The 22,818-nt window shown below is 36.5% G+C and carries 22 protein-coding genes and 1 riboswitch; of the genes, 13 read left to right on the top strand and 9 right to left on the bottom strand.

All coding sequences use genetic code 11. The features are described from left to right. Window positions 1–497: 497 nt before the first annotated feature. From BK137_RS11995 to BK137_RS12030, 8 genes are all read left to right on the top strand, one after another. Window positions 498–800, top strand: a complete 303-nt coding sequence (locus BK137_RS11995) for an urease subunit gamma (RefSeq protein ID WP_038186511.1) — start codon at window positions 498–500, stop codon at window positions 798–800. 15 nt (window positions 801–815) lie between these two features. Next, window positions 816–1,139 (top strand): urease subunit beta, encoded by a 324-nt coding sequence (locus BK137_RS12000; RefSeq protein WP_038186520.1) that lies wholly within the window; start codon window positions 816–818, stop codon window positions 1,137–1,139. Further along, on the top strand, window positions 1,136–2,848 hold the full coding sequence (gene ureC / locus BK137_RS12005) for an urease subunit alpha (RefSeq protein WP_038186522.1): 1,713 nt from the start codon (window positions 1,136–1,138) through the stop codon (window positions 2,846–2,848). The genes BK137_RS12000 and ureC overlap by 4 nt, the downstream gene beginning before the upstream one ends. Before the next feature lie 11 nt (window positions 2,849–2,859). Continuing rightward, window positions 2,860–3,315 (top strand): urease accessory protein UreE, encoded by a 456-nt coding sequence (ureE, locus tag BK137_RS12010; RefSeq protein ID WP_038186523.1) that lies wholly within the window; start codon window positions 2,860–2,862, stop codon window positions 3,313–3,315. Beyond that, window positions 3,308–3,994 (top strand): urease accessory protein UreF, encoded by a 687-nt coding sequence (locus BK137_RS12015; protein ID WP_038186526.1) that lies wholly within the window; start codon window positions 3,308–3,310, stop codon window positions 3,992–3,994. Before ureE ends, BK137_RS12015 begins: the two co-directional genes overlap by 8 nt. A gap of 35 nt (window positions 3,995–4,029) precedes the next feature. Beyond that, on the top strand, window positions 4,030–4,641 hold the full coding sequence (gene ureG, locus BK137_RS12020) for an urease accessory protein UreG (RefSeq protein WP_038186528.1): 612 nt from the start codon (window positions 4,030–4,032) through the stop codon (window positions 4,639–4,641). Between the two features lies 1 nt (window position 4,642). Beyond that, window positions 4,643–5,467, top strand: coding sequence for an urease accessory protein UreD (locus BK137_RS12025; protein ID WP_038186530.1), 825 nt, complete (start codon window positions 4,643–4,645; stop codon window positions 5,465–5,467). 276 nt (window positions 5,468–5,743) lie between these two features. Next, entirely contained in the window at window positions 5,744–6,208 is a 465-nt protein-coding gene (locus BK137_RS12030) for a hypothetical protein (protein WP_038186532.1), read from the top strand. 74 nt (window positions 6,209–6,282) lie between these two features. Here the strand turns inward: BK137_RS12030 and BK137_RS12035 are convergent, their stop codons facing one another. From BK137_RS12035 to BK137_RS12060, 6 genes are all read right to left on the bottom strand, one after another. Further along, complete coding sequence (locus BK137_RS12035; protein ID WP_038186533.1) at window positions 6,283–6,882, bottom strand: ABC transporter ATP-binding protein; 600 nt, start codon at window positions 6,880–6,882, stop codon at window positions 6,283–6,285. Next, window positions 6,872–7,795: an ABC transporter ATP-binding protein gene (locus BK137_RS12040; RefSeq protein WP_038186535.1), complete on the bottom strand. Its 924-nt coding sequence runs from the start codon at window positions 7,793–7,795 to the stop codon at window positions 6,872–6,874. The genes BK137_RS12035 and BK137_RS12040 overlap by 11 nt, the downstream gene beginning before the upstream one ends. Window positions 7,796–7,833: 38 nt before the next feature. Further along, on the bottom strand, window positions 7,834–8,688 hold the full coding sequence (locus BK137_RS12045) for an ABC transporter permease (RefSeq protein WP_038186537.1): 855 nt from the start codon (window positions 8,686–8,688) through the stop codon (window positions 7,834–7,836). After that, a complete protein-coding gene (locus BK137_RS12050; protein ID WP_051448749.1) occupies window positions 8,685–9,686 on the bottom strand; it encodes an ABC transporter permease in 1,002 nt (333 codons plus the stop codon). Before BK137_RS12050 ends, BK137_RS12045 begins: the two co-directional genes overlap by 4 nt. Window positions 9,687–9,688: 2 nt before the next feature. Continuing rightward, window positions 9,689–11,311, bottom strand: a complete 1,623-nt coding sequence (locus BK137_RS12055) for an ABC transporter substrate-binding protein (RefSeq protein WP_038186539.1) — start codon at window positions 11,309–11,311, stop codon at window positions 9,689–9,691. Window positions 11,312–11,802: 491 nt separating this feature from the next. Then, window positions 11,803–12,276 (bottom strand): DinB family protein, encoded by a 474-nt coding sequence (locus tag BK137_RS12060; protein ID WP_038186541.1) that lies wholly within the window; start codon window positions 12,274–12,276, stop codon window positions 11,803–11,805. A 483-nt stretch (window positions 12,277–12,759) separates the two neighbouring features. On the opposite strand from BK137_RS12060, the gene guaD reads away from it, so the two are divergent. From guaD to BK137_RS12085, 5 genes are all read left to right on the top strand, one after another. Beyond that, on the top strand, window positions 12,760–14,130 hold the full coding sequence (guaD, locus tag BK137_RS12065) for a guanine deaminase (RefSeq protein ID WP_038186542.1): 1,371 nt from the start codon (window positions 12,760–12,762) through the stop codon (window positions 14,128–14,130). A gap of 87 nt (window positions 14,131–14,217) precedes the next feature. Continuing rightward, window positions 14,218–15,570, top strand: coding sequence for a uracil-xanthine permease family protein (locus BK137_RS12070; RefSeq protein WP_038186544.1), 1,353 nt, complete (start codon window positions 14,218–14,220; stop codon window positions 15,568–15,570). A 368-nt stretch (window positions 15,571–15,938) separates the two neighbouring features. Beyond that, window positions 15,939–16,250, top strand: coding sequence for an ArsR/SmtB family transcription factor (locus BK137_RS12075; RefSeq protein ID WP_038186545.1), 312 nt, complete (start codon window positions 15,939–15,941; stop codon window positions 16,248–16,250). A gap of 77 nt (window positions 16,251–16,327) precedes the next feature. After that, window positions 16,328–17,503: an MFS transporter gene (locus tag BK137_RS12080; protein ID WP_038186546.1), complete on the top strand. Its 1,176-nt coding sequence runs from the start codon at window positions 16,328–16,330 to the stop codon at window positions 17,501–17,503. A gap of 219 nt (window positions 17,504–17,722) precedes the next feature. After that, a riboswitch (purine riboswitch) is annotated at window positions 17,723–17,822 on the top strand. Window positions 17,823–18,008: 186 nt separating this feature from the next. Beyond that, on the top strand, window positions 18,009–19,175 hold the full coding sequence (locus BK137_RS12085; protein ID WP_038186547.1) for an MFS transporter: 1,167 nt from the start codon (window positions 18,009–18,011) through the stop codon (window positions 19,173–19,175). A 212-nt stretch (window positions 19,176–19,387) separates the two neighbouring features. On the opposite strand, the gene BK137_RS12090 is transcribed toward BK137_RS12085, so the two are convergent. From BK137_RS12090 to BK137_RS12100, 3 genes are read right to left on the bottom strand one after another with little or no spacing between them, the layout of a single operon-like run. Then, window positions 19,388–20,296, bottom strand: coding sequence for an ATP-binding cassette domain-containing protein (locus BK137_RS12090; RefSeq protein WP_038186549.1), 909 nt, complete (start codon window positions 20,294–20,296; stop codon window positions 19,388–19,390). 23 nt (window positions 20,297–20,319) lie between these two features. Next, complete coding sequence (locus BK137_RS12095) at window positions 20,320–21,513, bottom strand: ABC transporter permease subunit (RefSeq protein ID WP_038186551.1); 1,194 nt, start codon at window positions 21,511–21,513, stop codon at window positions 20,320–20,322. A gap of 11 nt (window positions 21,514–21,524) precedes the next feature. Continuing rightward, window positions 21,525–22,643: a hypothetical protein gene (locus tag BK137_RS12100; RefSeq protein ID WP_038186552.1), complete on the bottom strand. Its 1,119-nt coding sequence runs from the start codon at window positions 22,641–22,643 to the stop codon at window positions 21,525–21,527. Between the last annotated feature and the right edge of the window lie 175 nt (window positions 22,644–22,818).

Raw genomic sequence — 22,818 nt, forward strand, 5'->3', positions numbered from 1 at the left:
GGTATCGTATCAACATAATCCTCTTTTACATTACTATTGACCTTCACTTAGTGCTTATGTTAAATGCGTTTTTATACTAACAGCACACACAAAAACTGTGAGAAATCCGCATTATTATCTTAATCCGGGATAAGCGTTGCTGTATGTTGCCCCGCATTAAATTTCACAAGCCTCAAATAGAGTCATTTAAACGAGGCTAATACCTCTTAAAATATATATATTTCCTTATATCTATATAGGTATGAACTCATACTTCTAACTTGATATCATTTTAAATTGACGCTTAACTCGGTCAACTTGATTTTTAGTTCCAGCATCATTGCGTTAAACTTCATCTTAAATTATTTGTATGTTAAAATTCTTTAGAAAGGTTTAACTACTGGGCTCTTTGAGAAAATAAACATATAAATATTTATTTTATTTTTTAGTTAATCTTCACCTTTCTTTCAAATAAAAACAGTTTTATTATTTGAATTTTATAATAGGAGGTTTGAACTATGCATTTATTGCCGCGTGAAATTGATAAACTTATGATTGTAGTGGCAGCTGACCTTGCAAGGCGCCGAAAGGATAGAGGTCTAAAATTGAATCATCCTGAATCTGTTGCCCTTATTACGTATGAAGTACTGGAAGGCGCAAGGGATGGAAAGACTGTTGCAGAACTAATGGAATACGGTGCTACCATTTTAACTCAAGATGATGTTATGGATGGAATTCCTGAATTGATCGAAGATATTCAGGTTGAAGCAACTTTCCCAGACGGTACGAAATTGGTAACTGTCCACAGTCCAATAAGATAAAAGGAGGGTTGCTATATGAGACCAGGAGAATATATTTTAAAAGAAGAAGAGATCATCTGTAATGAAGGCAGCGAGGTAGTTACTGTTAATGTCATCAATACAGGAGACCGCCCTATTCAAGTCGGGTCACATTTCCACTTTTACGAAGTAAATGACGCACTTCAATTTAATAGAAATGAAGCATACGGCAAGCGATTGAATGTCCCTGCTGGAGCGGCAGTTCGTTTCGAACCCGGAGATGAGAAAGAAATACCACTTATTGATTTTGCAGGAGAACGCCGTGTATATGGATTTAATAATAAAGTAGACGGCAAATTAGAAAGCGAGGATGCATCATGAGTTTTAAAATGTCCCGAAAACAATATGCTGAAATGTACGGACCAACTACTGGTGACTCAGTCCGTCTTGCTGATACAGATTTGTTTATTCAAATCGAAAAAGATTACACTTCATACGGAGAAGAAGTTGTCTTCGGCGGAGGAAAGGTCATTCGAGATGGCATGGGTCAACACCCTCTTGCAACCCGCGCAGAAGGTGTTGCGGATACAGTTATAACAAACGTTATCATTTTAGATTACACAGGCATTTGCAAAGCTGATTTAGCTATCCGTGATGGCAAAATTTTCGGTATAGGTAAGAGTGGTAATCCTCTTGTCATGGATAATGTAGATATTATCATTGGCGCATCAACAGAAATAATTGCCGGCGAAGGGTTAATTGTTACAGCTGGAGCCATTGATACACACGTTCACTTTATTAATCCAGAACAAGTTCAAACTGCGTTGACATCTGGAACAACAACATTAATCGGCGGCGGTACAGGTCCTGCAGCGGGATCTAAAGCTACTACAGTTACTCCAGGTGAATGGAATATTCATCGTATGCTAGAAGCAGCAGAAGGACTTCCTATAAACGTTGGATTTACAGGTAAAGGCCATGCAGCTTCAATTGACCCTTTAACTGAGCAAGTTAGAGCTGGTGTCATTGGCTTAAAAGTGCATGAAGACTGGGGTGCTACTGGTTCATCGCTTGACTACGCATTAAGAGTAGCAGATGAATATGACATTCAAGTTGCCCTTCATGCAGATACGTTAAATGAAAGTGGTTTTATGGAAAATACTATGGCTGCTGTAAAAGACAGAGTTCTTCACATGTATCACACTGAAGGCGCTGGCGGTGGTCATGCACCAGATTTAATCAAATCGGCAGGTTATCATAACATTCTGCCATCATCAACGAACCCCACCCTCCCTTATACTATAAATACTATCGACGAACATCTTGATATGGTCATGGTTTGCCATCATTTAAATCCTTCCGTTCCGGAAGACATTGCTTTTGCAGATTCAAGAATTAGAAGAGAAACAATTGCAGCTGAAGATATCCTACACGACATGGGTGTATTTAGTATGGTTAGTTCCGATGCTCAGGCGATGGGGCGTGTCGGCGAAGTCGTTCTACGCACATGGCAAGTAGCTGACAAAATGAAAAAACAAAGAGGACTTCTATCAGGCGATAGCAAACACGCTGACAACAACCGGGCAAAGCGCTATATCGCTAAGTATACGATTAACCCGGCCATTACACATGGGATATCAGAACATGTAGGGTCTATTGAAGTTGGCAAAATGGCCGATTTAGTACTATGGTCTCCGAAGTTTTTTGGTGTGAAACCAGAAATGGTTCTTAAAAATGGACTTGCTGTTACTGGATTAATGGGCGATACGAATGCCTCTATCCCAACTCCACAGCCTTATATTTACCGCCCTATGTATGCTCAACACGGAAAAGCTTTAGCAAAAAGTTCAGCAACTTTCATTTCTCAAGCAGCATTTGATGACGGCGTTCATGAAAAACTTGGTCTAAATAAAATCATTCTCCCAGTTGGCGGAATTCGTACGTTAACTAAAAAAGATATGAAATTAAATTCTGAAACACCAAATATTACAGTGGATCCACAAACATATGAAGTAAAAGTAAACGGAGAGTTGCTGACTTGTGATCCGGTTGATACGGTACCTATGGCGCAACGCTATTTCTTATTCTGAGGTGAAAAATAATGATAATTGAAGAAATCGTAACAAACTTAGAACAGATGAATCCAAATGACATAAAAAAACGCCATATGGAGAAAGTCTATTTGGAAAGCGCGCATTTAATGAAGCGTATCCAACGTGTTAAAACCGATCACGGTAACGAACTTGGCATTCGCTTAAAAGCCCCTCGTGACCTTGTTGCTGGTGATGTATTGTATATGGACGAAAACAATATGATCGTAATAGATGTTTTATCTGATGATCTACTTGTCATCAGTCCTCGAGACATTAAAGAGATGGGGACAATCGCTCATCAACTTGGCAATCGTCACTTACCAGCTCAGTTTGAAGAAAATGATATGTTAGTTCAATACGATTATTTAGTTGAGGAGTTACTTCAAGAACTAGGTATTCCTTTTAAACGCGAAGAACGAAAAGTAAAACAGGCCTTCCGTCATATAGGTCATAGTCATGACTAGTAAGATTCTTTCTTTATTCCAGTTATGTGATTCTAATTTCCCTACTGGTGCCTTCAGTCATTCTTTTGGATTGGAAAGCTATATACAGGAAGATAAAGTACATGACCAGGAATCATTTTTCGAGTGGCTTAAAGTATATTTACATGAGCAACTCATCTACTCTGATGGACTTGCTTGTCGCTTCGCTTTTGAAGCACTTTTAGAAGATGACCTCCACAAGGTCTGGGAACTCGATCGTCTCTTAACTGTTCAAAACCTACCTAGAGAAACACGGGAAGGTACTCAAATGATTGGAAAGAGAATGCTACAACTGACAGATTCACTTTATGAAATGCCCACCCTCTCTAAATACAAAGAGGAAATTAAAAAGAAGAATTCATTTGGTCACCCTACTATTGTCTTTTCAATGGTAGCTCACGGACTCGAAGTAACAAAGTCAGAAGCTATTCAGTACTATTTATATTCTGCAATTTCTAGTCAAGTTCAAAATGCGGTACGAGCTATACCACTCGGACAAACAGCAGGACAAACTATATCTCATAAATTTATACCTGAAATAACTGGTGCCGTTGATCGTATTATGCAATTAACAGAAGATGATTTCGGCATAGTTTCTCCAGGAATAGAACTATCTCAAATGAATCACGAACGTGTCAACATTCGTATATTCATGTCTTAAAGGTTTAAAAACGAATAAAAAAAGGAAGTGTTTTAATGGAACCAATCAAAATTGGCGTTGGTGGCCCTGTTGGTGCAGGTAAAACAATGCTTGTAGAAAAATTAACACGCCATCTTGAAAATGAAATAAAAATGGCAGTAGTTACAAATGATATTTATACAAAAGAAGATGCAAAATTTTTAATACAAAATGGTGTTCTTCCTGAAGATCGTATTATCGGTGTAGAAACAGGCGGCTGTCCTCATACTGCTATTCGTGAAGATGCTTCTATGAACTTCGCTGCCATTGATGAATTAGTAGAACGTCATCCAGACGTTGAACTTATTTTTGTTGAAAGCGGCGGTGACAATCTAGCTGCTACTTTTAGTCCTGAACTCGTTGACTTTTCTATCTACATTATTGACGTTGCACAAGGTGAGAAAATTCCTCGTAAAGGTGGACAAGGAATGATTAAATCCGATTTGTTCATCATTAATAAAACAGACCTAGCTCCGCATGTAGGTGCTAGCCTTGAAGTAATGGCGAAAGATACAAAGGTTTTCCGCGGAGACAAGCCTTTTGTTTTCACTAACTTAAAAAACGATGAAGGTTTACCTGAAGTGATTGACTGGATTAAGAAACACGCTTTCTTAAATGGTTTAGATTAAAATGACAGACTGGACTGGTGTTTTATCTCTAGACCTAGAAGAACGAAGAGGAAAAACCGTCGCTAAGAATGTGTATTTCCAAGGTGCACTGAAAGTTATGCGACCGATTTACCACGATAATTCAGGACAGGTCTGCTATTATCTTTTAAATCCCGGCGGTGGTTATTTAGATGGTGATCGATACAAGATGGAGATATCGGCCAACGAAGGTGCTAAGGTAACACTAACAACGCAATCCGCTACGAAAGTGTATAAAACACCGAAAAGCTTTGCTTATCAGGAAACAACTATTTCTTTAAAGCGAGGAAGTTACTTAGAATACCTGCCTGATCCATTGATTGCTTATGAAAATGCTCGTTATAAGCAAAAGAATGTAATTCATATGGAAAGTGGTGCAACTTTTCTATATACAGATATTCTTACCCCTGGATGGTCTCCTAGTGGCACAAGATTTAGCTATGATACCGTTCAATTAGTCACTGAGATTCATTTAGATGGAAAACTTGGCATGTTTGATCATATTAAGTTAACTCCACATAACCAAAACTTGTCAGGTCTAGGTTTTATGGAAGGCTACACTCACTTAGGCTCTATGGTTGCGGTCAGCGAAAATACAGATAATGCTCTCCTTGATGAACTTTATGAAACAATTCAAATTGAGGAAGCCGATTTTAAAGTTGGAATTTCTAGACTAGCTGTGCCTGGCTTCAGCATTAGAATCTTAGCAAATTCAACACAACTGATTGAACGAATCTTTAATAGCTGCCATAAGATTATTAGTGAAAAGTGGACTAATCATACTCCTAATTCTTTACGGAAGTACTAACATAATCGGTGTCATTTATTTCTTTTAAAAATACGATAAAATAATTTCATATTCATAAATAGATATCTATAAGGGCTTCACAACTTACAATGCCACATTGTGCAGATAAAATCGGATTCTCCTAAACTGTACACTTTTAAACAACAGTCTCAATTAAAGCCTATATAATAAAACGAATAGATTACTTCGATATCGTACTTGTTCAATAAGTACCGAATATCCATAATAATCTAGAGAAAAAATAAAAATAGAAACTTACGTGAGAGGGGATTACGCATGCCTGAAGATAATAATGCAAAACCTGAACTTGAAGATTTTGAAGTTGAAACCGTATTTGAAAATCGTATTCACGAACGACACGCATTTACATTTAAAGTTCAAGGGGATGAATTTAAGGGACATTTTCATGAAGGTGAGATCCATTGGCTCCACCCTCACCCAAAGCAAATGATTGGTGAAAAGAAAGTAGAAATCATTGAAAAAACCATACACTCATTAATGAGACAATATGGTATTTCAAAAGAGATAAAAGACCTTGAAATTAAACCTGCATTTGAGGACCGCGTACATGAGCGGCAGCAATTTTCATTGCAAGTGCAGGGTGAAAAATTCAAAGGCTTTGTACATGAAGGAGAAATTCAATGGTTTCACCCTCAACCTAAGCAAAAGCTCGAAGATAACCTTGTTCAGGCAATTGAATCAGAAATCCATGAAAAAGTGGCAGAACAAGAAAATGATTAACGATAAATGCTGGTAACACAAAAATTTCCAGAAAAAAGGAGGTCTCCATTAAAGGGAGACCTCCTTTTCTACTATTACTTATTAAAATCAATCACACGATGACAAAGTCTTTGCATTAGCTTATATTCATGTGTAACAACTACTATCCCCATCTCTCTCTTTTTAGCAATTTCAATAACAGCATGCCAAATCTGTGCTTGTGTGTTTGCATCTAACATTGTTGTCATTTCATCTGCAATGAGAAAACGAGTATTCGGTCCCAATGCTCTAGCAACGCAAAACCTTTGTAACTCTCCTCCAGATAATTCATGCGGCCAGCGTGTTAGCCATTCTTGCTCAATCCCTAGTAAATCTAACAACTCTTTATCAGGTTGATATCCTTCGTTAAGAATTTTATGCATTTTCCATCGTGGATTGATCGCTTTTTCTGGATGTTGAAGGACCATTTGAACAGGATGGTATCCGTTCTTTGGTAATGGAGCTCCATTAAAATACACAGCGCCTTCAATAGGTGATTCAAAACCTGCTAATATTCGGCAAAGGGTAGTTTTACCTCGTCCACTTGGGCCTGTGATACCTACAATCTCTCCGGGTTCTAACGTTAAATTAACTCCTTGGAATAGCCATGGTCCATCACTATATCTAAATCCAATGTCCTTTGCTTCAAGTTGCATGAATACACCTCACCATTCCATCACGAAGTTCCCTCATTTCAGGTGGTGCTTGTTGGCATTCAGCTGTTGCCATTTCACAGCGCGGCGCAAACAAACAGCCCGGTGGCAATGAACTCGGATGCGGTTGCGAACCTGGAATTGGGATAAATTCATTTTGAGGTAACGCTCTCCATAACGCCTTAGTATAGGGATGACGTATCGCCTCTCCCTTACCTACAAAGTCCTCTACAGGTGCTATCTCTACCGTAGTCCCTGCATAAAACACGGCAATTTTATCTGCAATTTGAAGAGCTGATTCAATATCGTGTGTGATCAACATGACAGCACAACCGTTATCGACAAATTCCCTAAAATTATCTAATGCTTCTTTTACAACAATAGGATCTAGTCCTGGAGTTGGTTCATCCGCAATAATCACCTTTGCGTCACTTACCATGGCTGTCGATAATAGCGTTCTCCTTGCCATACCCCCTGAAAGTTGAAACGGATACATGCCTTCAACTTCTTTTCCAAGGCGATATCGTTCAAAGACTTTCCGTTGGGCAGATACTGCATCCCCATTTTTAACAGCGGTGCGAACTTGACTTCCAACACGCATAAGAGGATCTAAAAAATTTACAGATTGAGGAACAAGAGCGATTTCCTTACCTCTAAAAGCAGTTTGGCGAGTAGGTGTTAATTCCTCACCTTCATATTTAATGATGCCACTAACATTCGCGTTGCTCGGAAGGATTCCAAGAATGGCATGTGCAAGTAAACTTTTCCCCGATCCACTCGCACCTACAACTGCTAAAATTTCGCCTGCTTCAAGAGTTACATTTAAACTTGAAATCACCTTATGATTTATCTCTTTAAATCCATCTGTATATTGTTTAAAAGATACTGATAAATTTTCTACTTCAAGAATAGACATTTGTTAACTCCTCTTAATATTACACGTAGTATTTATGATTAATCATGCGTCCGAGTAGGGTCCATGAGCACTCTAAGGTTTTCTCCAATTTGATCAAATGTTCTCACGACAATCAACAGACAAAGCCCTGGGAAGAAAGCGAGCCACCACATACCTGAAGATAAGTATTTCATCGATTCTGATAAAATAATTCCAATTGCTGGCTCATGCGGTGATAATCCTAAGCCTAAAAACGTAACTGCAGCCTCGTGTAAAATGACATGAGGGAAAAGTAACATAAATCCAATTAGGAGCTGCGGTGCAATATGCGGAAGGATATGATGCAACGCAATCCACCACCTGGTTTTCCCCATCTTCTGAGAAACCTGAACAAATTCTGCGGAACGAACTTGCATAACTTCTGCCCGAATGACTCGTGCAAGACTTGGCCAATGAGTTAAGGTTAGTCCAATGACAATCCCTTTGAATCCTCCTCCTAATGTAAATGCAATAAGGATTAGGGTTACAAGATGTGGGACACTTAGAAATAGATCAATGATCCATGAAATAAGACGATCTGCCATTTTGCCCATTGTTGCTGCCGCCATACCAAGGAATAGAGCAATCAAAGTACTTCCAATTGCTCCAATCAAGCCAACTCCTATACTTAAAGAAAGTCCCATTACCGTTCGCGTAAACATATCTCTTCCTAACCAATCCGTACCAAAAAGATGAGTTAGCGAGGGCGCTGAATTGCGTTCATTCAAATTCGTTATAATTCTCTCCTCATCAAGTAAAACACCACCTAATATAACAATGGCTAAAAATACAATTGAAATTAGGATTTTAAATAACGTTCGTTGTTTTCGATTGAGTGGGCATCTCATTTTCGCATTTTTCAGGCTTGGAATCATAACTTCCTCACCTCTTTCATCCTCGGATCTAATACGTGATAGCTCAAATCAGCCAGCAAATTCCCTACAAAAACAAATATTGTACTAAATATAACTAACCCTAATAAAAGAGGAACGTCCCCTCTAAGCCCCGCTTCTACGGTAGCTTGTCCTAAGCCAGGATAAGAAAACACTTGCTCTGCCAACACTGCTCCACCAAATAATTCACTAAAAGCCGCAAATTGTAAGGTAATTGCAGGCAAAGCAACATTGCGTAATCCATGTCTCCAAAATAAGACAAAACCTTGCTCGCCCCTCGCTCTTGCGAATAATACATAGTCACTAGCAAGAACATCTATTAGCTTTTGGCGAGTATGAAGCGCTACATTAGCAACACCTAATATACTAAGTGTCAGTACTGGTAGAATTAGATGCTGGATTCGATCGATCATAGTAACATTTTCTGAAAGTACCCCGGCTGGCACCCCCATTCCAACTGGAAACCAACCTAGCCATACTGCAAAAACGATAAGAATGAGAAGTCCCATCCAGAAAGTAGGAGTCGACGCTAGCGTGAAACAGTACCACTTAATCATTCTGTCAATCCAAGTCCCTTTTTTCATAGCCGCTACAACACCCATGACAAAGCCAATAACACCTGATAACAGCCAAGCTGCTAGCATAAGAACGAGAGAATTTAAAAATCGTTCACCAATAATTTCACTTACAGGCCTTCTAAAAATCATCGAAGTCCCTAAATCACCTTTTAATACAGCAGAGCCCCAACTTAAAAATTGCACCATAACTGGTTGATCTAACCCCCAGTACTCAGCTATCTTCTCTCGTTGCTCAGGACCTACTTTCAACATATCAGCACCAATGTAGGCTTGAATTGGATCAATCGGAGAGTTTTTCACTAATAAAAAGGAAATAAAACAAATGGCTACCAATAATGTAGCCATTCGTACACCTTTCATCAATATAAATAACCCAAGCTTTCCGCCTTTGGATTTAGGCATGGTTATTTCGTCCATTTCCAATCGACGATGTTATCTGTAGCAGGCCAACCATGACCGTGAACATGGATTCTTTGATCTCCGATATCAAGTCCATCTTTCACCAAATACAAGTGATTGATATTTACTAACCACGCCCAAGGAGCATCACCTTTTGCACTTAAACCAGTTGTGCCATCCCATTGTGCTTTTTTCCAATACTCTATTGCTTCTTTTTCATCTTTCGAGCTAAGGGCTTTTTCAAAATATTCATCTACCGTTTTATTTTGATAATAACCTGTATTGTAATACTCTATTCCAGCAGACTCACTACTATAAATATTGTACATTTCGTGTGGGTCATGGCTACCCCATCCCATTAGAACAGGATTCGAATACATTTTCTTAGCAATCATGTCCCAGCTTCCGCCTTCTAATTTGATATTAATTCCTAATTGTTTCATCATATCCGCCACAGAAATGGCAAGTGATTGTCTAATTGCATCATTCGCTAAGTAATATAGTGTGAACTCAGCTTTTAAAGAACCCTTCTCAAGAATTCCATCTCCATCTGTATCTTTCCATCCCGCATCACTCAACAACTTCTTGGCACTATCCATATCAGCATCTTTTATCACTGTTTCAGAATTCCACCAAGGAAGACCATCTACTGATGTATACGCTGGCGTACCATGTCCCTCTAACACTCCGTCTACAAGCGCTTGTCGATTTACTCCAATATTAATTGCATGACGAATAGCTGGATCTGCTGTTGCATCATTTCCAATCGGTAAACCATCTTCATTTACTTCACCTGATTTTACAAACGGGAAGACAATGCCTCGATTATCTACTGTTTGTATTGTTTCTAGCCTCATGCCTTTCACTATTTGCTTACTAAATGCAGCGGGTATATATGCTAGATCTACAGTCCCTGCTTGTGCAGCAGCAAATGCAGCATCTTCATTTAAAAATAAAAACGTTATCTGTTTCAAATCCGACTTTTTATCATAGTATTCCGGATTAGCTTTTACAATAAGTTGCTGCCCCTTATCCCATTGTACGAGCTGAAAAGGACCTGAACCTATTGGATTTTCAGCATAGTCTTTGCCATATGCATGTTTCGGCACAATTCCAGTTGCAACCAAAGAGTTTGCAAACGTTGATTGCGGTTCTTTTAATGTGAATTCCACTGTATAATCATCTACTGCTTCTACTTTGACCATACCATTAAGATCAACAACCGATCCATTGTTAATAGCTGTTTCAAATGTAAAAACAACATCAGCGGAAGTTAGTGGCTCACCATCTGAGAACTTCACATCTTCACGCATTTTCACCGTCCAAACCTTACCATCTTCACTAACTTTATAACTTGTCGCCAGATCATTCACGACGTTAAGTTTGTCATCTCTTTTTAAAAGCGTACTTTGGAATAGAGGTGAGCCATAGCGCCCCCATCCAGTTGTTGGATCAAAGCCAGCTTCTGGCTCAGAATCAAACGCCAACACGAGCTCGTCCTTTTTATTCCCATTAACTTCTTTGCTTTCTTCATTTGACGGATTGGATTTAAATAAATTACAACCAACTAATGTAAAAGAAGACATAAAAATAACTAAAACTAACACACTAAATAATTTCTTTTTCATTGAACTCACCCCATAATAAAAAATTCCTCTCCAAAAAAACCTTACCTATTTATAGAATAAGGAATAAATTGACAGGTTAAAAAAGCTTTCCATAGTTAAAATCCAACCTATAGCCAACACAAAAAACTATATTCAATTAATTAAGCTATAAATAACAAAGATGTCCATAATGTCTTTCTGACAGGTGTTGTTACAGGAGGTATTACACATTTGTGCCTATATAGAAGGTAGGCAATTTCTTAGCTAGAAGATGGTAGAAGTGATTGTACGGTGCATAAACCATATAAGTAATAATAGATAAGTAGATTAGTCTACGGATATAGTCCCAATTCTTATCTATCCTATTTTATAGTTAAATCATTAATAATGGCAACTTTTAAATTTCCTGAATGGTTCAATTTACATCTTCAGCTGCAAATTATGTAGCGTAATTGATTGTACAACAAAAGCCCACCTATAAAGGTGGGCTTGATCATCAAGCAATTTTATTATTATGATTGCATTTCTTTTGTTGGTCCCATTACACCTGGCACTGTTAATCCGGCTTGGCGTAATAGCACTGTCATTTGACCAAGATGATGTGTTTGATGGTCAACTACTGCACGTAATAGTTTACCACGTGCAATCGGCCCTCCGAAACCATTTACTTCTTCAAGTAATGCTTCATCTGTTAGTTTTGCTGCTTCTACTTTATAAGCCTCTATTACTTGCTCATATGCATCAACTATTTCAGCTACGTCTGTAGGCGCTTCTTGATCACGGCCAGGTCCTGGTATTTGTAGTCCTGCAAAATGACCAAATGCTGCTCCAGCACCAACTAAATGCCAAGCCAACCATCCAAGTGTACTATGCCCTTCCACAATACTTTGATCTAACTTGTCATTCGTCAATTCTTTAAATACACGTAATGCGCTCGATGAAGATGCAGACCAATCTTCGAGAAAATCTTCTACTTTACGATACATATTCTTCACTCCTATGCTAAATAATGTTCTACAAGTTTATCATATCGAAATGAACATGAGATATGCAATTTTAAGGAGTTAGGGGGTGCTTTTTTGTTTATATTCATATCACTACACTAAATAATTTTTATTGAATCACGAATACTAACTTTCTATTTTTATTCTTATTCATTAAATAATCAAAAATAAGTCTAACTATTCTACCTCACTAATTTCGGGACAATCCCTTTTTTGTGTTTTAACATAAATTTTCAATTTTAAAAGAAATAAAAGGTCGCAATAAGAATCTAGAATGCCATAATTTGAGTAGGGAATTTTAAATCAATTTACAAAAAAAGTATTTATTATCTAAAACAGAATAATTTATCATCTAGATTTCATAAATACAGTTATCAATATATTCGTTTTTTTATAGACTTAACATTATGAATGCCCTATAATAATCGATATAATCAATAAAATACGAACATTAAGGTGATTTTTATGACTGAATATACGCAAATTTTCAAGGGGACGGCTTTTTCTAGTACGTCACCAAAAGAAGTACAAATTCTAAAAGATTATCTATTCTTCATTAACGCTGACGGCATGATTGAAAAAGTCGTTGCACCAGAACATATCGATTATCAATCTTTATTAGATACATATCAAGATAAAGAAAACTTTCATCAATTGACTGATGGTCAGTATTTCTTACCTGGATTTATCGATCTACACGTTCATGCTCCGCAATGGGCTCAATCTGGAACTGCATTAGACATTCCCCTATATGACTGGTTGAACACATATACTTTCCCAATCGAATCTAAGTTTTCTGATTTAGATTTTGCAAAAGAGGTCTATGAAGACTTAGTCAACACCCTACTTGCTAATGGCACAACTACATCACTATATTTTGCAACTGTTCATAAAGAAGCGAGCTTATTGCTAGCTGAAATTTGTGCTGAAAAGGGACAACGCGGTCTAGTTGGTAAAGTTGTCATGGATGACCCTGAACAAAACCCAGATTTTTATCGTGATGCAGATACACAAACAGCATTAGCAGATACAGAAGAGTTTATCTTAGCTGTTAAAGCGTTAGCAAAATCAACAAAACAAGGTGTGTACCCAGTTGTGACACCGCGCTTTATACCAAGCTGTACGGATGGTGCTTTAAAAGGTTTAGGGGAATTAGCTGCTAAGTACAATACGCATGTTCAATCTCACTGCAGTGAAAGTGACTGGGAACATGGTTATGTACAAGATCGATTCAAAAAGAATGATGCCTTCGCCTTACATGATTTCGGTCTATTAGGCGATAAATCCGTGATGGCCCATAGTAATTTCTTAAATGATGAAGATGCAGAGTTATTTGCTGAAACAGGTACTGCTGTAGGTCATTGTCCAATCTCCAATGCCTATTTCGCTAACAGCGTCATTCCAATCGCTCACCTACATTCAAAAGGTGTGGATATTGGTTTAGGTTCTGATGTTTCTGGCGGCTTTTCACCAAGTCTATTCGATAATGCTAGACAAGCAGTCATGTCATCGAGAATGTTAGAAGATGGTGTTGATGCGTCTCTTCCAGCTGAAAAACGTGGTGTACCAAATTCTCGTATTACGATAAATGAAGCATTCTATTTAGCAACTGCTGGTGGTGGAGAAAGTTTAAGCTTACCTATTGGTCGTTTAGAAGAAAACTATACTTGGGATGCACAAATAATCGATACAAAAATAGCATCTGCAAAACTACCGATTTTTGATGTCAATGAAGATTTAAACGATATCTTCCAAAAGATTATGTATCTTGTTCGACCGGAAAACATTAGTGAAGTCTGGGTTCAAGGAAACAAAGTTCATGAAAGAACAAAGTAATCTGAAACATAATTAACGTTAAAATAGAAATATTATTTGTGGAATGAAGGCATTAGACAAACTTAAAATTTTGAGGTGTGCATCTTAGTGGAAACGCAAAATAATAAGCTAGCTAAAGATAAAATCAATACCCCGCATTTAACCGTTTTACCCGATGAAAAAGTATCATTCGGTCAATCAGCCCTTCTAGGTTTACAACATGTAATGGCTATGGACGTCTATGTAGTACCCTTCCTGATTGCAATGTTAATCGGTTTACAATCGGGGCAGGCAACTGCTTTGATTCAATCGACTTTTATAGCGGCAGGGATCGCAACGATTGTCCAAACTTATTTCTGTATGAAACTACCTATTGCCCAAGGTCCATCTTATGTTCCACTTGGTGCAATTGTTGGTATTTATGTCGCTAGTGGCGGTGGTGAACTAGGTTGGAGCTCAGTTTTAGGAGCAAGTTTAATCGGTGCTATTTTAGTAATCATTTTAGGCTTTACTGGGGTTTTCAATAAGATTGTGAAAACTTTCATTCCACCAGTTGTCGGAGGTACAATTATCTTCGTCGTTGGTCTTTCGTTAATGCCTGTTGGTTTAAGTGATAATATCTATAAAGGGGCAGGCGCTACGATCAACCAAAACATCTATTTGGCTCTTATATCCGCTATAGTACTAATTATTTGTGTTATGCTAGGTTCTTTCTTCCGTAAGAAAGGTCGCGTTTTCCGTATCACTTCTGTAATTATTGCATTAATCGCAGGTAGTGTTGCTGCTAAATTTATGGGTGTATTAGATTTATCGGCAGTTTCTCAAGCAAAATGGTTTAGCATGCCCCAAATTCCTTTTGCAGACTTCAGTTTCACTTTTAACATTTCTGCGATTATTACAATGGTTATTATTTATATTGTTTTAATGGCTGAAACAACAGGTACTTGGTTTGCTGTAAGTAATGTAATCGATAAACCATTAACAGATAAACAAATTAATCGTGGGGTTATTGGGGAAGGAATTGGCTGTTTTATCGCTTCATTATTAGGCTCAACTCCCGTGACAGGATACTCAACGAATGCAGGTGTTATTTCTATCACAGGTATTGCAAGCCGTCGTGTCTTTGTGGCTGCCGGTGCTTGGTTTGTATTGTTCGGATTTTCAGGTAAATTAGCTGCTTTAATCTCTGCGATTCCATCAGCCGTAATAGGTGGTGTATTCGTTATTGTTTGTGGCATCATTGCGATTAGCGGTTTACAAGTGATGAAGAATGAGAGAATTGATGAAAAAGAAATGTACGTTATCGCTGTACCAATGATTTTGACATTAGCGTTAACACTACTTCCTGACGATTTCTTATATTCTTTACCAACTACAGTGCAATATTTATTTGGCTCACCTGTTGCAACAGCGGCAATAGTAGCGATAGTGTTAAATAAGTTATTACCTAGTATTAAATAAAGTAACTAGATTGAAGGTTGATAGATTTCAGAAATACTCTCCCTTCTCTAATGCGATAAAAAGATATAATAAAACCTCTGCTAACATTTAATTGAGCAGAGGTTTTTATTTTATGTTTGTACTGGAGCAAGTCAATCGATAAAGAACATATACGAAAACACTATATTTGCCCTTGAGCAATCGTTTTTTTATCGAATTCCTATCACTACATTTTTTAAAAAATTCATGCTGTTCTATTGCTTCATAGAATACGTCAATATGATTCCAAGTTTTCACGCACATATAATGAGGTCTTATTCGATTTACTACTTCTTTCCCAATTTCTTTTTTACATTTACAAATCTATAAAAATAGATATAATGAAATACATGGAACCTTTATTGATTTATAAAGCTTTATCTAATGAAACTCGTAGTCAAATTATGTTGTGGTTAAAAAGTCCAGAGGAATTCTTTGATGAAAAACCTTATTTAGAACAAAACCTCAATTTCCAAATTGGTGTATGCGTAGGAGATATTCAAGCTAAAGCAGGACTTGCACAATCTGTTATTTCCAGTTATTTATTGACTATGCAAAAAGCTGGCTTGTTGGAATCTGAGCGAATTGGAAAGTGGACGTACTATCGTCGGAACGAAAAAACTATACAAGAATTTTCCGAGTACATCAAAAAGAAACTATAAAAGGAAGGGGGTCTTTTTTTACTTTAACATATCTACAAATACAGATATGTATATACGAATGGAGGATTACATTTAAAATGAAAAAAATTAACCCGTTGCTTATCATTATTCTAGCTTTAGGCGTATTCGGCATTATTACCACAGAAATGGGTATTATAGGTGTACTTCCACAGATTACTGAAAAATTTAATATCTCGACTTCACAAGCCGGATTGCTTGTAAGTATATTTTCTTTAGTCGTTGCCATTTCAGGTCCATTCCTGACATTACTTGCTTCTGGTATTAACCGTAAAGTCATTCTATTAACTTCCGTTTTTATTTTTGCAATTTCAAATATTGTTTATGCCTACACAACTATGTTCGATGTGATGTTAGTTTTCCGCATTATCCCTGCTATTTTTCACCCTGTATTTTTTTCAGTTGCCCTCGTGACAGCAGCTAAACTTGTCTCTCCGGAAAAAAGTAGCAAAGCAGTTACAAAAGTTTTCTCTGGAATAACGGTCGGATTTGCATTTGGTGTTCCTTTGACTTCTTATCTCGCAGAAAAGATTTCACTAGAAGCGGGTTTTCTATTTGGAGCCGTTGTTAGTATAATTGCTTTCATAGGAATACTATCTTGGCTTCCCTCCATGCCTGTTAAGGACAAATTGTCTTATGGTAAACAGCTTGGGATATTACGCAAGCCCCAATTGTGGCTAAATATCGTAACAGTTATTTTTATCTTTGCAGCTATGTTTTCTGTGTACAGCTATTTTGCTGAATATCTAAGCCAAGTGACTCATATGAACGGGTCATGGATTAGCATCATGCTGATGGCCTTTGGTACAATTATGATTTTCGGGAATTTTTTATTTGGAGGTTTTTTACACAAAAGTATTACAAAGACCGTTATCATGTTCCCTCTACTATTTGTAGTAATATACTTATTTACTTATTATCTCGGTTCTTATTCCATTCCGATGGTTGTGATCGTATTCATTTGGGGGGCTGTGCATTCTGGGGGGCTTATTGTCAGTCAAGCATGGTTAACGACAGAGGCAAGAGAAGCTCCGGAATTCGGAAATAGCTTGTTTGTCTCATTTTCCAATCTTGGTATTGCCATTGGAACTACTATCAGTGGTTGGTTTATCTCTCACTTTGGAATACATAATTTAATCTGGGTTGGTATTGCATTTTCACTACTTGCTTTCATACTAATCATGGTAAAAATACAAATTTACAAACCGAATACATCGGAAGTAAACATTCGTTAAACTAACAGGAATCGTTAGTTCAATAAAGGTGCTCAGCAAAAGCATATTTTATTCTTAATGAACAGAAAGCTCGTAACATACTTGTCAGATTTGGAATGGAAACATCCTTATTTAGCGCAATTTTCTAATGTTATTATCAATACTCGTGTCGAATGATGTGAAATTTATGCTTGAGTAATAACGAATGGTGTGATAATCTGAAAAACAGATAAATTTTCTTAGAAATTAATTGAAATTATATGTATAACCTCAATAATACGGCTTGAGGGTCTCTACCAGGAACCGTAAACTCCTGATTACAGAAAATGTCTTTTCATTTTTTGTAGTCAGGAGTTTTTTTGTTTTCCAATATTAGGTGATGACCAATTTGTGAAGAGTAATTCGGAGATGAATATAATGACAATTTATCATTGATGAGTAAAGTTGGAAAGTAATTCATTTACTTTTACCGTCAATAGCTAAGTATTCTATTTTATCAATTTAGTAGGAAAAGGAGAATTTTATAATGAATTTTAAAGTTTTTATACTCGCAGCTTCTACTGTCGCAGTAGGACTCGTTGAATTAATTGTAGGTGGAATATTACCAATTATCGCTGATGATTTAAATGTGACTCTTGGTACCGCAGGACAGCTTATTAGCGTATTTGCACTTGTATTCGCTATTTCTGGGCCTATACTTCTTACACTAACCGCAAGAATTGAAAGGAAACGTTTGTATCTTATTGCACTATTTATATTTTTCATTGGGAATTTGATGACATATTTTAGTCCTAACTTTTCTTTAATAATGGTTTCAAGGGTTATAACTGCAATGAGTACTGCACTAATTATTGTACTATCGCTAACTATTACAGCAAAAATTGTTTCGCCTGCTCATAGATCTAAAGCTATAGGCGTTATTTATATGGGGATTAGTTCTTCACTTGTTTTAGGAGTACCTCTTGGTATTTTGATTAGCAATGCTTTTGGATGGCGAGTAATATTTCTTGGGATTGGTTTCTTATCAATCGGATCTATGATTCTCATTCACACATTTTTAGAACCGATACCTACAGAAGGAGATGTTAAGCCGCTATCTGTACAACTAAAGGCACTTGGAAGTTTTAAAATTGCTAGTGCACATCTTGCAACAATGTTTACTTTAGCAGGGCATTACACAATTTATGCTTATTTCACTCCTTTCTTAGAATCCACTTTAAATCTTAACCAATATTGGATCAGCATATGTTATTTACTGTTTGGTATTTCAGCAGTATTTGGCGGGGCATTTGGGGGAGCACTTGGAGATTGGCTAGGGGCACCTAAAAGTATTTTACTGGTTATTGGCTCCTTCGCCTTAGTATTATTTTTGCTCCCTTACTCGACTATTTCGCTTTTCCTATTCCTAGTGGTCATGATGATATGGGGCGCACTAAGTTGGAGTCTTGCTCCACCTCAACAAAATTATCTTATTCAAACGGATCCTAATACTTCTGATATACAGCAAAGCTTTAACAATTCTGCCTTGCAAATAGGGATTTCTTTAGGATCTGCAATCGGAGGTATTGTACTGGAACAAACAGGTACCGTCACAAGTACAGCACCCGTTGGAGGAGCAATTGTTATTATAGCTTTACTATGTGCAATATTTTCACTTACGAGACCTGCTTTAACAGTGAATGAAGCTAAGTGAATAAAAGAAAATATATAATCAAACATTAAAAGAAGGTTGTCGATGAGCACAAACACTCGTCAGCAACCTTTTTAGAGAACCGTTCTTTTCTTCATTCACTTTTAAATACAGATGTTCTTTTTTTATTAAATATAAAAATACTCCCTTAGATATTTCTATCCAAAGGAGTAAAATGGTTAAACTATTTATAAACGTCTAAATTTCATCTAACCTCATTCTTCTTGATAAAACATTGAATACAAATCATTTAATGTTACTTTCCCAAAACTAAACTCTGTTATTTGATTCTCTTTAAGAAATGCTAAAATATTTCCTAATTCACCTGAATCATATCCGCGGACATCTAGTAAAGTAGTGCCGTTTGACAATGATTGCACTTTTGTTTCTGGAAACTCTTTTGAAATCTCTTCTTTTAACTTATCGGTCATTTCTGATATTCGAACTATTGTGATTTCTCTTTCTTCAAACCCTGGAGATATGCTATTAACAAGTATTAACTCTCCATTTTTTATAAAGAAAATACGATCCGCATATTTCTCTAAATTCTCTAATAAATGGGAAGCTACAATAATCGTTTTCCCTTCGGACTTCTTTTTAACTAGTATTTGCGAAATAAGCTCAACATGAGTAGGATCCAACCCATTCATCACTTCGTCCATTAACATGACTTGGGTATCTGATACAATTTGCATCGCAAAACACAGCCTTTGGCGCATTCCCAAAGAATACGTCCCTGTACTCTTATGTATATATGATGCCATTCCTAGTTCTTGTATCGTATTGTCGATCAATTTTGGATTACTATTCCACATTGAGGAATAAATTTTTAGATGCTCTTTTCCAGAAATCTGATTATATAAGTCACTTTGATCAGGCATCATGGATACTAATTGATGCATTTTCACTTCATTCTTTTTATTTGTATATTCTAACTCATCATTTAAAATGACTTTTCCAGTATTTGGATTGATGTAATTCATGATGACATTCATAAGCGTTGACTTCCCCGTTCCATTGGGAGCTACCAAACCAATAATTTCGCCTGAATTGAACATTACAGAGATGTCTTTTAAAATGTCTCTCCCCGAAAACTGAACAGCAATATTTTTTAATTCAATCATAACTTTCCTCCATCTCTGTTAAACTAAAGTAGCTTAAATTTTCTTTGATTACTTATCAAGAAAGTGAAGACCAGAAAAATAAACGTACACAATCCCATTACCAAGATTCCACTTCCAAAAGTGAGTGTTTCAGAGCCATAGAGAAAGTTCCGATACCCTGAAATTATTTGTCCTACTTGAACATAGCTCGTTGGATACCATTGAACATTCCAAACAGCACCAAGCCCTCTTTCAAAGTAAATAAATTCAGCAATAACAAACATGAAACCTACCACTAAATTTGCAAACTCGTTTTTCAACAACACACTTACAAATAGTAACAATGAAATGATGAACAAAAACCAAAAAACAATGAATAGCATGTTTTGAACTAGATATTCCCCCATCAATATATTTGAAAATGCATCCTTACCAGAAGAATAAATTGGAACAGGTAAATCAAAATCACCAAACCCATTTCGACCACCAATTATCAATAGACCTACAGAAAGTGGGATAATCGATATGAGACTTCCTAATAAGGAAACTAATCCTTTAACAATTAACTTTCTCCAATCTGAAAGTGGCAAACCTTGTAACAATGTAGGATTCCGTCGATCCTTCAACACGATATCCACAGTGAGGAGTATACAGCTAACAATAAGAATTAGCGGCAGATAAGAGTTTAGCAGGCGTTGCAATGTTTGTAACGCTGTCCTTTCTTCGAAAACATTTACAGATAAATTAGATTTCCCTTCTGTATATGCTTTGTAACGACTTGCAGAATATAAATACGCATAGTGTCCGTCCATCGTTGCATAAATATTTCCAAACGTATAGTAACCCGGATTGTAGTATAGGACACCCATTGCATTGGGAAAAGTCAACTTATCAGCGTACGTATACCACTTAGATGTAGCCTCAGCATACTCTTTCAGGTTGTGCTGTTTGATAGCTTCTAATCTTTCTCCTTCATATTCATTCCATTCTTGAAATATTGAAACCGCAAAACTCGATAAATAGTGCGTCCCTTCATCAATCACAACATTATTTAGAAATGCTTCCCTCGTTAGATACCGTGCCTCAATTTCACTTACATCTACTCTTTCAATTGGGTTATATGTTGGAGCTATTTTTAGTGCAAAATCACACGAGAAGAAAAGTAAAATGACATAAATTGCAATATTTTTTCTATTGCTAATAAATTGTAAAAATTCAAACTTAAAATACGCCCACATGATCTCATCCCCTATACCCTTTTTAGTTTTCCAGTAGTCAAGAATAGCTTTACAGCAATTACCATTATGGCAATACTCATCCAGATATAAAGAAGTCCATATGTGCTATTTAAGATAACTGGGTTTTCAAGATCGAGCGTCTGCCCATTCAATATATTAGGAAAGTTCAAATAGTTAAATGGATTATATGGAACAAGATTCATCATATTTGGAAATAACATAGGGAAAATAAACAATAACAATTCTAAAAATAGCGTCAAATACATATTCTTCAATAAAACATTTAAAATTACTGATAATAGAATTGCAAAAATGGCAATGCTAATCATATAAAGTATAGATAAACCTATGTATTTGTATATTGGATAAGCTTCAAAAATACCATTAAAGATGGCAATAGGATAAGAAGGATTTCCTAATCCCTTAAAATAAACCAATGGCAGGCTACAAACAAATAACTCTAGAAGAAATACACCTACTATGAGCATCGATGAAGTACATTTAGCTACAACGTATTTATCAAAAGCTATAGGATAACCCTTAATCAGAGATGTATGTTGGAATTCTTCTATCATGATTCCACATGAATAAATACACATGAAAATAAACCAAACCGAACCTAACACACCAAATAGGTAAGCGAGAAATTGAAAGAAAGATAATGAATCAATAGTTAGTAAAATCCCTGTTTCCTTCATATATTGATAAAATACACTACCCAATTGATTTTCTACTTTCGAAGGTAGATAAATCGCGACATCATCAAACCCCTCCATATCAAATGACTGAGCTCTTAAATTTGCAAGGTCTATTGCTGTATCCAAAAACAATTCTGGTAGATTCATTGTTAGTGCCATACGTTGCTTAGCTACAAATTGTTGCTGAAGTACTAAGTTCTTATACAAGTCACTACCATTCCCACTATCAGTAGCATCTACATTTTGAAATCTATTCAAAGCTGAAGAAAGCGATTGATATTCACCCGATTTTTCTATGACTGAGTTTCCTAAATCCTCAGTTTTCACAAATAAAACTAAGCCAAAAACAAATAATGCAACGATAATACAAGCAAAAATATTTTTTTTATTTGATTTCTCTAGGATTAAAAAAGTCCTTAACATCTTCCACATAAGCATCCCCCAAATAAATTATTGTAAAAAACAATTTATTTTAATCTCTGTATTAAATACGAACATAATAATTAGTACTAAAATTTTTATATTTAGTAGTATCGAAATATTATATTTTCAAAAGTCAATCAACATACCAAAACTGTAGATATGAAATATACCAACAGTTTTTACT

It is taken from the genome of Viridibacillus arenosi, assembly GCF_001955655.1.
GTDB lineage: Bacteria > Bacillota > Bacilli > Bacillales_A > Planococcaceae > Viridibacillus > Viridibacillus arenosi.